Source organism: Spongiactinospora gelatinilytica (assembly GCF_003236385.1).
Classification (GTDB): domain Bacteria; phylum Actinomycetota; class Actinomycetes; order Streptosporangiales; family Streptosporangiaceae; genus Spongiactinospora; species Spongiactinospora gelatinilytica.
The window spans coordinates 1-11,567 of the sequence record NZ_POUA01000252.1; the positions used below are offsets into that span (position 1 = coordinate 1).

An 11,567-nucleotide genomic window follows, 5' to 3' on the forward strand; every position below is an offset into this window, starting at 1 on the left:
GTTCACCGGTGACACGATCTTCGTCACGCCCGGCGAGGACCGGCTGACGTTCGTGTGGAGCGCGCCCAACCGGCTGCCGCTGCCCGAGCGCGACGTACGGCGGGTGGTGGACGCCGTGGCGCCCTACGATTTCGACCGCATCTACGGCGGCTGGTGGACGCCCGTGCTCCGGGAGGGAGCCAAGGGCGCGCTGCGGTCCTCGGCGGACCGCTACATCGAGTTCTTGAGAGGCGAGGCCCGGACGGGCTGAACCGACCACCACCCTCCCCCCGGTTCCGGCCCCCGGAAAACGCTCCGGAGGGAGGGGGCGGACAGCCTCAGAGGATTACGAGGTGCAGACCGCGCCAGGCGCGATCGTGGAGATCGGCTGCACCTCGTCGCGGTACCAGCCCGCCTTGAGCTGGAAGTCCGGGTTGCCGTCCACGCAGTAGTCGATGGACGAGCCGTTGGTGATGCCGACCATGGTGGCGGCGGGGTTGTAGGTCCGGGTGGCGCCGCCCGGAATCGCCTCGACGGCGCCATTGATGAACTGCACGCAGACGTAGCCGACCACACAGTTCGGCGCGGGCTTCGGAGCCGTCGCCGAAGCGGGAGCGGAGGCGGCGAACAGGGCCGCGCCCGCGATGGGCAGGGCCGCGACGGTCGCCAGCAGCTTGGTCCTCATGCTCATCTGAATCCTCCGTTTGTTGAGAATCCGGTCCGGCGGGGGCCGCCGCACCGACACGAGAAGCGTCGCAGCCGGGGTGGACAAAGCTCGGACGCATTGCGGACATGCCACCCGAAGTTCCGCGCGGAGCGGTCAGCGGGCGAACGCGTCCACGCCGGTCAGCTCGGCCGAGAGCGTCCACAGCCGGGCCGCGTGCTCCCGGTCGATCGCGTATCCGCGCACGCCCGCGGTGAAGTCGCCCTCGTCGGGGACCTGCTCGGCGATGTCGCAGTCCTCGCAGTAGACCCCGCCCATGTCCGCCAGGCGCGGGGAGGTCGCCGCCCAGACCTGTGTGGCGGCGCCCTGTTCCGGCGTCTTGAAGCTGGGGTTGGCGACGTTGCCGTCCTCGTCGATCCAGCCCATGGCGACCATCTCGGCCTTGGGCATGTGCCGCTGCAACGGGGTCATGATCCCCCCGGGGTGCAGCGAGAACGCCCGAACGCCCGCGTCCCTGCCCAGTTCGTCCAGCCGTACGGCGAACAGCACGTTGGCCGTCTTGGCCTGCCCGTAGGCGCGCCATTTGTCATAGCCGCCGGTGAAATGGACGTCGTCCCAGCGGATCGGGCTGCGGCGGTGGCCACCGGAGGAGACCGAGATCACCCGCGCGCCGCCCGCCTCGATGGCCGGCCAGAGCAGGTTGACCAGCGCGTAGTGCCCGAGGTGGTTGGTGGCGAACTGCGCCTCCCAGCCGGGGCCGACGAGGGTCCGCTCGGGCAGGGCCATGATCCCCGCGTTGCCGATGAACATGTCGATGCCGCGCCCCGAGGCCAGGAAGCGCTCGGCGAACCCCCGCACGCTCGCCAGGTCCGCGAGGTCGAGTTCGTCCACTTCGACACCGTCGATCCCCGCGACCGCCTCCTCCGCCACGCCCTTGCGCCGCGCCGGCACCACGACACGCGCGCCGGCGCGGGCGAGCGCCCGGGTGGTCTCCAGTCCGAGCCCCGAGTAGCCGCCGGTGACGATGGCGAGCCGCCCGGACAGATCGACGCCGCGCACCACCTCCTTCGCCGTGGTGCGCGCGCCGAACCCTGATCCGATCTTGTGTTGTGCGGTAGTCATGCAGCGGAGCCTACGAAGTGGAGTGCGCTCCAGGCCAAGGCGGGCGGTGTGCCGGACCTGCGTCCTCCGCCTCGGCGAGCAGCCGACGTAGCCGGTGAACAGCGCGAGGTCGCCCACCGTGAAGTCGCCGCGGCGCATGGCGGGCGCGGCGAGCAGCAGCACCAGGCCGATGCCGATCTCCACGGTGGCCCCGGTCGCGGTGTCCAGCAGGTCGGTGGCCAGGCGCTCCTTGACGGCGGCGGCGCGGCGGTTTCGGTTGTGCTCGCGCAGCCGGGCCAGCACGGCGTCCTCCGCGCCCGCGGTCTTGATCGCCAGCGTGCCCGCGAACGTCTCGCCGATGAAGGCGGTGACGACCGAGCCGAGGACGCGGGCGCGCCTGCGCAGCCGCCGTACGACCTCGCTCAAGGCCCTGCTCAGCACCCCGATGACCAGCATCGGGACCAGCAGGACCAGGGTGATGACGTGGTCGATGGACGCCATGATGCCGAGGGCCCCGGCGGCGAAGACGATCAGAGCCCGCCAGGGGCACGCTCTCGTCGGTGAAGTCGACGAGGTCGCCCACGTCGTCGCGGAGCCGGGATGGACTCCCCCGGCGAGTGCGGCTGCCGGTCGGCGGCGGCGCCGGGCGCGGTGAGGATCGAGCGCAGTACGTTGGCCCGCAGGACGGTCGCCGCGCCGTCCCACCAGTAGACCCCGTGCGTCCAGGCCACGACGAGGACCAGGCCGCGCAGCACCTCCACCCCGACGAACGCCGCGCACAGCCACACGACCTGGTCCATGCCGGCGGCGGCGTGCCCGCTCATCTGGTCGAACAGCAGCTTGAGCAGCAGGCCGCCGGCCAGCGGCAGGACCGGGTGGGGCAGCCACAGCTGGCGCGGATGTCCTCCATGGCGGCCAGCCGTTCCTCCAGGTGGCCGTACATGACCGCGCCCGCCTCGCGCGAGCGGGCCGCAGAGGGCACGGCCACCTTTTGGGCGCGGGCCATCAGGAACCCGGCCAGCGCGCAGTAGGCCAGCAGCGCCCCGCCGACCCGCGGGTCCACGGCCAGCACAACGGCGACCACACCGGCCAGCACCCGAAATTCCGACGCTCTTCCGTCCGGCAGTACAACAGACCGTCTGCGGGCGGGGCAACCGAGTTGACGATACATCGTGGGGCGAAGTATGGTCGCCGGCATGGCTAAGAAATCTCTGCCGGTCAGTGAGTCGACGTACTTCATCTTGGCCGCGCTGCTGGACGGGCCGTTGCATGGGCACGGGATCATCAAGCATGTGCTCGGGATGTCCGAGGGGCGGGTCAAGCTGCCCGTGGGCACGTTGTACGGCGCGCTCGACCGGCTGGCCGGCGGGGGGCTCATCGCGGTCGAGCGGGAAGAGGTGGTGGACGGGCGGCCGCGGCGTTACTTCAGGCTCACCGACGACGGCACCAGGCTGGTGCTGACCGAGGCCGAGCGGATGCGGCAGGCCGCCTCGGTGGTGACCGGACGAGCGCTGCCCGGGTCGGCGTTCGTGCCGCTGACCTCCCCGGCCGCGGCCGGTCTGGCGCTCGGGCGCCGGCCCGTATGGAGGCCGGCGTTGACATGACCACCACCCCCCGGCCCGCGCCGGGCCCCCTGGAACGCAGGTACCGGCGGATGCTGCTCGCCTACCCCCGCGGCTACCGCGCCGGGCACGGCGAGGAGCTGATCGCCACGCTCCTGGCGACGGCCGAGCCGCATCGTTCGACGCCGCCGCTCACCGAGGCGGTGGCGCTGCTCGCCGGGGGCCTGCGGACGCGGGCCGTCCAGGCCGCGCGGGGGCCGGCGTGGGCCGACGCCGTACATCTGGCGATCACCGCGCTGTCGGTCGCGAACGTCGCCATGCTGCTGCCGTACGCCGGGACGATCCCGGTGTGGACCGGTCTGGCGGTGTTCACGGCGGTGGCCGTGGCCCGCCGCCGGTTCTGGCTCGCGCTTCCGGCGGCCGGGCTGACCTGCGTCAAGGTGGCCGCGATCGGCCTCGGCCTGCCGTGGCTGGACGGCACGCTGCTGCCCGTGTTCGCCGACCCGCTGCCACGGGAGTGGGGGGTGCCCGCGCTGCTGTCCATGGGCGGCCCGGCGGCCCCGGCGACCGCGCACGCGATGGTCTTCCTGGGCGCGGCGGTGCTCGCCGTACGATGGGCCGCCCCCCGCGCCCGCTCCTGGCGGTGGGCCCTGGCCGTACCGCTGCTGATCGGGGTCAACACCGACATGCGGGCCCTCACCGACCCCACCGCGACGCCCGGCAGGACCGCCCTGGAGATCGGCCTGCTGCTGCTCGCCGGGTGGGCCGGGCACGTCGCCGCGGACCCCCGCTGGGCGCTCGCCGCCCTGCTCTACCTGCCCGTAGAGGTCGTCGAACTGGCGGAGAACATCGGCACCGCCACCCGGGGCGACTACGCGCACCTGGCCCTGCTGGTCTTCCTGACCGGAGCCGCCGCGGCGGCCGTCCACCGGTCGCGCCGGCACGCCCTCCTCTGACCGAGCCTTCTGGCCGATCTGTCATGCCCCGAAACCGAGGTGAAGCATGCCCAAATCCATTCGCGCGGCCTGCGCCGCCGTGCCGCTGGCCCTGCTGGCCGCGTGCGGCTCCGCCGCGACCCCGACGGCCGCGTCCCCCGAGGCCACCGGCTCGGAGACCACGCGGAGGGTCGAGAACATCATCGCCGACTGCATGAAGGGGCGCGGATTTCAGTACGTGCCTTTCGTGGCCCCGCCGTTGCGGCCCAGCAGCGAGACCGCAGGCAAGGCGCTGACCGGCGACCACGCCGCGATGCGCGCGCACCGCCAGAAGCAGGGGTACGGCGTGTTCGCGATCTACGTCTACCCCCAGGAACTCGGCAACCCCATGGTCGAGCCGGACGAGACCGCCAAGCCGAAGGTCGTCGACCCGAACAACAAGATCATCACGTCGTTGTCCAAGAGCCAGTACGCCGCCTACCGGGAGGCGGAGGACCGGTGTTACGCCGACGCGATCGAGCAGGTCACCGGGAAGCGGATCGAGGGCCTCTTCGACCACTTCGAGCAGGCCGAAGAGTCCGCCCGGCGGACGGCCGAACAGGAACTCGACGGCGACGCCGAACTGGTCGAACTGGCCGCCGCCACCGCGTCCTGCCTGAAGGCCAAGGGGTACTCCGTGCCGTCCACCAAGCCGACCGCCATCGCCTCCAGGGGCAGGGAGCGGTTCGAGGCGGTGAAACGCCCGATGGGCGAGAAGATCCCCGACGACGTCGCCGAAGGGCTCGGCGCCGACAAGGTCGAGCGCTACGAACCGAACCTCACGGTCGAGCAGGCCCGCCCCTACCTGGACAGGGAGGTCAAGGACGCGCTCGACGACCTCGCCTGCGGCAAGGACTTCTACGCCGCCTTCCTGCCCGCCCAGCGGGAGATCGAGCAGCGCGTCCACCGGGACTTCGGGCTGTCACCGTGACGGTGAGATCCCCGCGCCGGCTGCTCGCCGGGATCGTCGGCGGGGTGGTCCTGATCGCGGGCGCCGGGTGGGTGGTGGGCGGCTCGCTGCGCTCCCCCGCCGACCAGGCCGCGCTGCGCGAACCGCCCCGGCCCTCACTGGTCACCGCCCCGGTACGCAAACAGAAGCTCACCAGCGCGGTGGCGCTCAACGGCACCCTGGAGTACGGCTCGCCGCTGACCATCACCCTGGCGGGAGCGGTCGGCCCGGCGACCGAGGGCGCGGCCCCCCAGCGCGTCACACGGGCGCCGCGCCCGGGCCGGATCGTTGCGGGCAGGCCGCTCATGGAGGTGAACGGCCGCCCGGTCTTCGCCCTGGCCGGGAAGGTGCCGATGCACCGCACGATCGCGCCCGGCACTCAGGGGGCCGACGTGCGGCAGTTGCAGCGGGCGCTGCGCCGCCTCGGGTTCGGCGCGCCCGCCTCGGGCGTGTTCGACGCCGGGACGGCGGCGGCTGTCCAGCGCTGGTACCGCGCGCGGGGGTACCGCGCCCAGGAGCCCGGCCTGGACGCCCGGCAGGCGCTCGGCGAGCTGCGCGCGGCGGTGCAGACCGCCGAGGAGACGCTGGCGGCCGACCGGGCCGCGCTGCGCAAGGCCGAGGACGTCGGCTCGCTGCGCAAACGGCTGGCCAACGCCCGCGCCGACCTGCGCGCGGCGCGGAAGACCGGGGACGGCAAGGCGACCCGGACCGCGGAGGAGGCGGTGCTGGCGGCCGAGGAGGCGTTGCGCGACGCCCGCCGTACCGGGCCGCTTCAGCTCAAGATCGCCAACGGCCGGGACGAGCTGGCCAGAGCCCGGGCGAACCTGCTGGAGTACCAGGCGGCGTACGGGATCAGCATCCCGCCCGGCGAGATCGTGTTCCTGCCCGAGCTGCCCGCCAGGCTGGCCAAGACCGCGCTGCGGGCGGGCGAGCCGGTCGCGGCCACGGTCGGCACGGTGACCGGCACGGCCATGGTGATCAATGGTTCGGTGGACGACCAGGAGGCCGGGCTGCTGCGCGAGGGCCTGCCCGCCGTCATCGAGACCGGCGCGGGCAAGACGCATCCGGCGCGGCTCACCGCGATGGGCGCGGACGCCCGCGTCCCCACCGAGAAGAGCGACGAACAGGCCGGCCCGGACAGCGTCCCGGTGCGGATCACACCGGCCGGCACGGCGAAACTGCGCGAGCAGGCGGGGGCCGCGGTGACGGTCCGGATCACGGTGGGCGAGACCGAGGGCGAGGTGCTGACCGTGCCGGTGGCCGCGGTGATCACGGCGGCGGACGGCAGGCCACGCGTCCAGGTGGAGTACGCGACCGACCGCACCCGCGCGGTGGAGGTGCGCACCGGGCTCACCGCCGACGGCCGGGTCCAGGTCAGCGGGGCCATCAAGGAGGGCGACCGGGTCGTGATCGGCAATGGCTGAGCCCGGGACCGCCGAGCCGGTGATCCGGCTCGTGGACGTGGACCGGGTCTTCCCGGCCGAGCCGCCGGTACACGCGTTGCGCGGCACGTCGCTGCGGGTCGCGGCGGGCGACTACGTGGCGGTGAACGGTCCTTCGGGGTCGGGCAAGTCCACCCTGCTCAACACGCTGGGCCTGCTGGATCGGCCCACGTCGGGACGGTACCTGCTGGACGGCATCGACACGACCACGCTGCCCGACGGGGAGCGCACCCGGTTGCGGGGCGGGCGGATCGGGTTCGTCTTCCAGTCCTTCCACCTGCTCCAGCACCGGCCGGTACTGGAGAACGTCATGCTGGCCGAGGTCTACCGGCAACCGCCCACGAACCTGCGCAAGGGGCGGCGGGCGCGTGCCGCACAGGCCCTGGAACGGGTCGGCATGGGGCACCGCGCGGACTTCCCGCCGAACCGGCTGTCCGGCGGCGAACGCCAGCGCGTCGCCGTCGCCCGCGCGCTGCTCGGCCGCCCGTCGCTGCTGCTGTGCGACGAGCCCACCGGCAACCTGGACGGCCACAACACCACGCTGCTCCTGGACCTGTTCGACGAGCTACGCGAACAGGGGCTCACCATCGTGGTCAGCACCCACGAGGACGAGGTCAGCTCCCGCGCCGGGCGCAGGGTGCGGATCATCGACGGCGTGCTGAGGGAGGAATGAGTGGACCCGCGCGACCTTTGCGCCGAGGCGGTGGCCGGGGTGCTCGCCCGGCCGCTGCGCACGGCCCTCACCACCCTCGGCACCGTCCTCGGCATCGCCACCCTGGTGATCACGCTGGGCGTGGCCGCCACGGCGGGCAACCGGATCGTCGGCCGGTTCGACGAGCTGACCGCGACGGCCATCACCGTGGAGGTGCCGCAGAGCGAGGACGGCCCGCTGGTCGGCTGGGACGCCCCGGCCGAGCTGACCCGGCTGCGCGGGGTCGCCTCGGCCGCCGCCGTCGCGCAGAACGAGGGCGACACCGACCTGACCGTCACCGCCAACCGGCTGGTGGACCCGACCAGGGTCTCCGGCCGCAACCTCGCCGTGGTCGCCGCGACGGTGGACCTCCCGGCCGCCGTGCGCGGGCGCGTCTCCGCGGGCCGCTTCTACGACGAGGGCCATGTACTGCGGCGCGACCGTGTGGTGGTGCTCGGCGCGGACGCCGCCCGCATGGTCGGCGTGTCCCGCCTGGCCGACGGCCCCGCCGTGTTCATCGGCGAGCGCGCCTACAGCGTCATCGGCATCCTGTCCGACCTCGGCCGCGATCAGGCACTGTCCACGGCGGTGATCGTGCCGCCCGGCATCGGGGCCGACTTCGGGCTCAAGGACGTCACCCGCGTCCTGGTCAACACCCGCCTGGGCGCGGCCGAGCTGATCGCGGGGCAGCTCCCCCGGGCGCTCAGCCCGGCCAGGAGCGGCGAGCTGCACGTGATCACCCCGCCCAGCCCCACCCGGGCCAGGGACGCCGTCGAGGGGGACCTCAACGGGCTGTTCCTGATCCTGGGCCTGGTGTCGCTGGTGGTGGGCGCGGTCGGCATCGCCAACGCCACGCTGGTCACGGTGCTGGAACGGACCTCCGAGATCGGCCTGCGCCGCGCGCTGGGGGCCGCCCGGCGGCACGTCGCGGCGCAGTTCCTGGTGGAGTCCACGCTCATCGGGCTGACCGGGGGCGTGATCGGGGCGAGCGTGGGCGTCGTCGCGGTGGTCGCGGTGGCCGCCGTACGGCAGTGGACACCGGTGCTCGACATCGCGCCGGTACTCGCCGCCCCGGCCGCCGGGGCCCTGGTCGGCCTGCTCGCCGGGCTCTACCCGGCGCTGCGCGCGGCCCGCATGGAACCGGTGGACGCCCTCCGCTGAGGGCCCGGACCGGCGGCGAGTGGCGGACATCAAGTGTCCTCCAGTGCTCATAACGTGCGGGTCCGAGAGAGAGGAGATTCCCCATGACGATTCTCGTGACGGGTGCGACCGGCAACGTCGGGCGGCCCCTGGTGGCCGAACTGCTCGCGGCCGGGCACCCGGTACGCGCGCTGACCAGGAACCCGGCCAAGGCCGATCTCCCGGCCGGGGCCGAGGTGGTGGCGGGCGACCTGGCCGGTGGTTCCGGGCTGGAGGCCGCCTTCGAGGGGGTCACCGCCGCGCACCTGATCTGTTTCGGCGGGGACGACTACGCGCCGCTCACCAACGGCGAGCAGATCGTGTCCACGGCGGTACGGGCGGGCGTGCGCAGGGTGACGGTGCTGAAGGGCGACGTGGACAAGAGCCCGCTGGAGACGGCCGTCGAGGCCGGCGGGCTGGAGTGGACCTACCTCGCGCCGGTGGAGTTCATGTCCAACACGCTGGAGTGGGCGGCCTCCATCCGGGAGGAGGGAACGGTACGCGAGGGGTTCGCCGAGGCCAGGAGCGCGATGATCCACGACTCGGACATCGCCTCGGTGGCGGCGGTCGCGCTGACCGGGGACGGCCACGCCGGGCAGGAGTACTGGCTGACCGGGCCCGAGGCGCTGACCATGCCGGAGCGGGTGCGGGTGCTCAGTGAGGTGCTAGGGCGGGAGATCCGGTTCGTCGAGCTGAGCCGGGACGAGATGATCGCGCGCTGGCGCGCGGAGGGCTACGGCGACGGTGACATCGAGTTCTTCCTGACCGTGCGCACCGACCCGCCGATCACGGGCGACCTGGTGCTGCCGACCGTGGAGAAGGTCACCGGCCGCCCGGCGCGGACGTTCGCCCAGTGGGTCCGCGAGCACGCCGCCGTGTTCAACTGAGCTGGATCACCCCGGCGAGCGGGCGCGATCACCGCGCCCGCGTCCGCCGTCGCGGTTTAGAATCAGCGCCGTGAAATCACATATTCGCCTTGGCGGGTTCGCCATTTTCCTGGCGCTGCTGAATGCCGGGCCGGTGTCGGCGGAAACCGGCGGCGTCGTGCATATAGAACTTCCCTCGACCGGGGTCACCCTGCACGAAAGGCCGGACGACCGGTTACGCGTGACGTCGTACGAGCTGTACCACGGCGTCTATCTGCGCGGTAAAGGAAGCGACGTCTTCACCAAAAGGACCCAGTACTACGGCTTGACGGTCTCGCCGCGCGGTGACCGGATCGCCGGCTTGTCGGAGGAGTTCGCGGCCGACGGACGCGACGAGGTCGTCCTGCTGGACCGCGGCACCTGGGCGGAAAAGCGCGTCAAAACCGTACGTGGGCCATGGATCACGGATTGGCTGCGCTGGTCGCCGGACGGCCGTTACCTCGTCGGCACCGAGCGCAGGAAACTGACCGACACCAAGTGGGCGGTCAGCGGCTTTTCCATCGTGGACAGGAAGAAGCTCACCTACCGCCAGGCCAAGGTGACCGACCCCAACCCCGAGGCATACTTCGAATGGACTCCCGGCGCCCGCAGCGTCATCTCCTGGCTGGACGGTGAGATCAAGGAATACTGGTTGGACGGCCGGCTACGGCGGTCGCTCAAGGTGGGAAACACCCCCAACGGCGAATACGCCTTCTCCCCCTCGGGCCGCAGGCTGCTCACCGGGTGCCCCTACGAGGACGACCCCGACGTCTGCGTGGTGCGCTGGCCGGAGGGGAAGATCACCAAAAAGGTGAACTTCCCGGCCGAGTCCCTGCTCGGCTGGTGGGACGAGCGGCACTTCATCGCGGTGGCCGGAAAAGGCCGCGATTTCCAGGTGGTGGTCGCCGGGTTGGACGGAAAACCGGTGCGGGTGCTCGCCGACCTCGACGAGAAAGCCTGGAAAATAGCCAGCGTCTATCTTCTGTACACCCGCGCCTGACGATTCACCGACGGCCACGAATGGTCGGCGAACAACCGCGCGACCAGTTCGCCGCGCCCCGACACCTCCGCCTTGCCGTACACGGCCTTGAGGTGGTCGCGCACGGTGTGCGGGGAGATGAGCAGGCGTCCGGCGATCTCGGCGACGGTCAGCCCGCGCACCGCGCACTGGGTGATCTCAAGCTCGCGCGGGGTCAGGCCGTACGCCTCGGCGATCATGGCCGCGAGGGCGGACGCGGCGGCGGGCTCGATGACCAGGGCCACCGGGCCCGGTCGTCCTCTGGGGCCGGTCAGGCAGGAGGCGTGGCAGGTCAGCCAGCGGCCGTCCACGGTGCGGATGCGCACGCGGGCACCGCCCCGGCCCCGGCCGAAGGCGATGGCCCGCGCCTGCAACGCCGTGCCGATGATCCAGATGGGCAGCCGCACCCCCAGCGCGGACGGCACCGACGGGCCGTCCGGCAGGGACGCGAGGTGCCGCCGGGCCTCCTCATTGATCGACGTCGCCTCGCCCGAGGAGTCGAACAGCACCAGGCCGGGCGCGAAGTCCGCACCTGCGGCGGGCACCCCCGAGGGCCGGGCGAACTCGCGCAGCCGTACCGCGAGCGGGCGGGAAAGGGCGGCCAGGAACGCGGTCTCGCCGGGGCCGAACGCGCCCGCGCCCGCCGTGCGGAACAGGCTCACCACCGCCCACGGCCGCTCGCCGATCCGCAGTACGGCCCGGAGTTCGTCGCCCACGCCCTGGTCGCCGAGCAGCCGCCGGAAGCGCGCGCTGCGCGCGGGCAGATCACCGGTGACCGCCCGCAGCCCCGCCACCGGCACGGCGGCGCGCGCCAGCTCCCGGAACGGCACGACGTTCTCCTCCAGCAGCTCGCTCTCCCAGTAGGCGGCGCAGCCTTCGCCCGAGCCGAGGTTCTCCACCAGCATCGGCGCGGTGATCAGCCCGCTGTCCGGATCGGTGGCCGCCCACACGGCCGAGTCGTAGGGCACCATCCGCCGCAGCCTCGCCGAGACCCGGCCGAACAGGTCCAGCGCGCCGGTGGCCCGCGCGGCGGCGGACTCCACCTCACCGCGCCGAAGTACGTTCATCGTCATCCCCCCTGGCGGCCCAGCCTGCCCCATTCC

The 11,567-nt window shown here is 72.8% G+C and carries 14 protein-coding genes and 1 pseudogene; 9 read left to right on the plus strand and 6 right to left on the minus strand.

All coding sequences use genetic code 11. From position 1 onward, the window contains the following. On the plus strand, positions 1-250 hold a 250-nt coding region (locus C1I98_RS41735), incomplete at its 5' end, for an MBL fold metallo-hydrolase (RefSeq protein WP_233508197.1). A 75-nt stretch (positions 251-325) separates the two neighbouring features. Here C1I98_RS41735 and C1I98_RS26455 read toward each other — a convergent pair. The 5 genes and pseudogenes from C1I98_RS26455 to C1I98_RS26470 all read right to left on the minus strand — a co-directional run bounded on the left by C1I98_RS26455 (position 326) and on the right by C1I98_RS26470 (position 2,840). Further along, positions 326-670, minus strand: a complete 345-nt coding sequence (locus tag C1I98_RS26455) for a hypothetical protein (RefSeq protein WP_146607644.1) — start codon at positions 668-670, stop codon at positions 326-328. A gap of 129 nt (positions 671-799) precedes the next feature. Continuing rightward, the gene (locus C1I98_RS26460) at positions 800-1,765 is read right to left on the minus strand and encodes an SDR family NAD(P)-dependent oxidoreductase (protein ID WP_233508199.1); all 966 of its coding nucleotides are present in this window, start codon (positions 1,763-1,765) and stop codon (positions 800-802) included. Positions 1,766-1,864: 99 nt separating this feature from the next. Further along, positions 1,865-2,278: pseudogene (locus C1I98_RS44340) on the minus strand (ABC transporter transmembrane domain-containing protein); the annotation flags it as partial. After that, entirely contained in the window at positions 2,275-2,568 is a 294-nt protein-coding gene (locus tag C1I98_RS26465; protein WP_111170138.1) for a hypothetical protein, read from the minus strand. The pseudogene C1I98_RS44340 and the gene C1I98_RS26465, both read right to left, overlap by 4 nt. Then, positions 2,565-2,840: a hypothetical protein gene (locus C1I98_RS26470; protein WP_111170139.1), complete on the minus strand. Its 276-nt coding sequence runs from the start codon at positions 2,838-2,840 to the stop codon at positions 2,565-2,567. The genes C1I98_RS26465 and C1I98_RS26470 overlap by 4 nt, the downstream gene beginning before the upstream one ends. Positions 2,841-2,940: 100 nt before the next feature. On the opposite strand from C1I98_RS26470, the gene C1I98_RS26475 reads away from it, so the two are divergent. The 8 genes from C1I98_RS26475 (at position 2,941) to C1I98_RS26510 (ending at position 10,446) form a co-directional block, all read left to right on the plus strand. After that, positions 2,941-3,348 carry a PadR family transcriptional regulator gene (locus tag C1I98_RS26475; protein WP_111170146.1) on the plus strand — a complete coding sequence of 136 codons (408 nt, stop codon included), beginning with the start codon at positions 2,941-2,943 and terminating at the stop codon, positions 3,346-3,348. Further along, positions 3,345-4,262, plus strand: a complete 918-nt coding sequence (locus tag C1I98_RS26480) for a hypothetical protein (RefSeq protein ID WP_111170140.1) — start codon at positions 3,345-3,347, stop codon at positions 4,260-4,262. Before C1I98_RS26475 ends, C1I98_RS26480 begins: the two co-directional genes overlap by 4 nt. Positions 4,263-4,308: 46 nt before the next feature. Next, entirely contained in the window at positions 4,309-5,211 is a 903-nt protein-coding gene (locus C1I98_RS26485) for a hypothetical protein (RefSeq protein ID WP_111170141.1), read from the plus strand. After that, complete coding sequence (locus C1I98_RS26490; protein ID WP_233508198.1) at positions 5,208-6,653, plus strand: peptidoglycan-binding protein; 1,446 nt, start codon at positions 5,208-5,210, stop codon at positions 6,651-6,653. Before C1I98_RS26485 ends, C1I98_RS26490 begins: the two co-directional genes overlap by 4 nt. Then, positions 6,646-7,344: an ABC transporter ATP-binding protein gene (locus C1I98_RS26495; RefSeq protein WP_111170142.1), complete on the plus strand. Its 699-nt coding sequence runs from the start codon at positions 6,646-6,648 to the stop codon at positions 7,342-7,344. Before C1I98_RS26490 ends, C1I98_RS26495 begins: the two co-directional genes overlap by 8 nt. Beyond that, positions 7,345-8,523 carry an ABC transporter permease gene (locus tag C1I98_RS26500; RefSeq protein WP_111170143.1) on the plus strand — a complete coding sequence of 393 codons (1,179 nt, stop codon included), beginning with the start codon at positions 7,345-7,347 and terminating at the stop codon, positions 8,521-8,523. It begins immediately after the preceding gene. A gap of 83 nt (positions 8,524-8,606) precedes the next feature. After that, positions 8,607-9,428, plus strand: coding sequence for an NmrA family NAD(P)-binding protein (locus C1I98_RS26505; RefSeq protein WP_111170144.1), 822 nt, complete (start codon positions 8,607-8,609; stop codon positions 9,426-9,428). 70 nt (positions 9,429-9,498) lie between these two features. Beyond that, positions 9,499-10,446: a WD40 repeat domain-containing protein gene (locus C1I98_RS26510; protein WP_158558191.1), complete on the plus strand. Its 948-nt coding sequence runs from the start codon at positions 9,499-9,501 to the stop codon at positions 10,444-10,446. Here the strand turns inward: C1I98_RS26510 and C1I98_RS26515 are convergent. Beyond that, the coding region (locus C1I98_RS26515) for a helix-turn-helix domain-containing protein (RefSeq protein ID WP_306461923.1) at positions 10,422-11,567 on the minus strand (1,146 nt) is incomplete at its 5' end. The genes C1I98_RS26510 and C1I98_RS26515 overlap by 25 nt on opposite strands.

What these genes read in the sequence shown, in the direction of transcription:
- C1I98_RS26505 (WP_111170144.1), top strand. Translation starts at nt 8,607, where the DNA reads ATGACGATTCTCGTGACGGGTGCGACCGGCAACGTCGGGCGGCCCCTG.
- C1I98_RS26485 (WP_111170141.1), top strand. Translation starts at nt 4,309, where the DNA reads ATGCCCAAATCCATTCGCGCGGCCTGCGCCGCCGTGCCGCTGGCCCTG.
- C1I98_RS26465 (WP_111170138.1), bottom strand. Translation starts at nt 2,568, where the DNA reads ATGAGCGGGCACGCCGCCGCCGGCATGGACCAGGTCGTGTGGCTGTGC.
- C1I98_RS26460 (WP_233508199.1), bottom strand. Translation starts at nt 1,765, where the DNA reads ATGACTACCGCACAACACAAGATCGGATCAGGGTTCGGCGCGCGCACC.
- C1I98_RS26480 (WP_111170140.1), top strand. Translation starts at nt 3,345, where the DNA reads ATGACCACCACCCCCCGGCCCGCGCCGGGCCCCCTGGAACGCAGGTAC.
- C1I98_RS26475 (WP_111170146.1), top strand. Translation starts at nt 2,941, where the DNA reads ATGGCTAAGAAATCTCTGCCGGTCAGTGAGTCGACGTACTTCATCTTG.
- C1I98_RS26495 (WP_111170142.1), top strand. Translation starts at nt 6,646, where the DNA reads ATGGCTGAGCCCGGGACCGCCGAGCCGGTGATCCGGCTCGTGGACGTG.
- C1I98_RS26455 (WP_146607644.1), bottom strand. Translation starts at nt 670, where the DNA reads ATGAGCATGAGGACCAAGCTGCTGGCGACCGTCGCGGCCCTGCCCATC.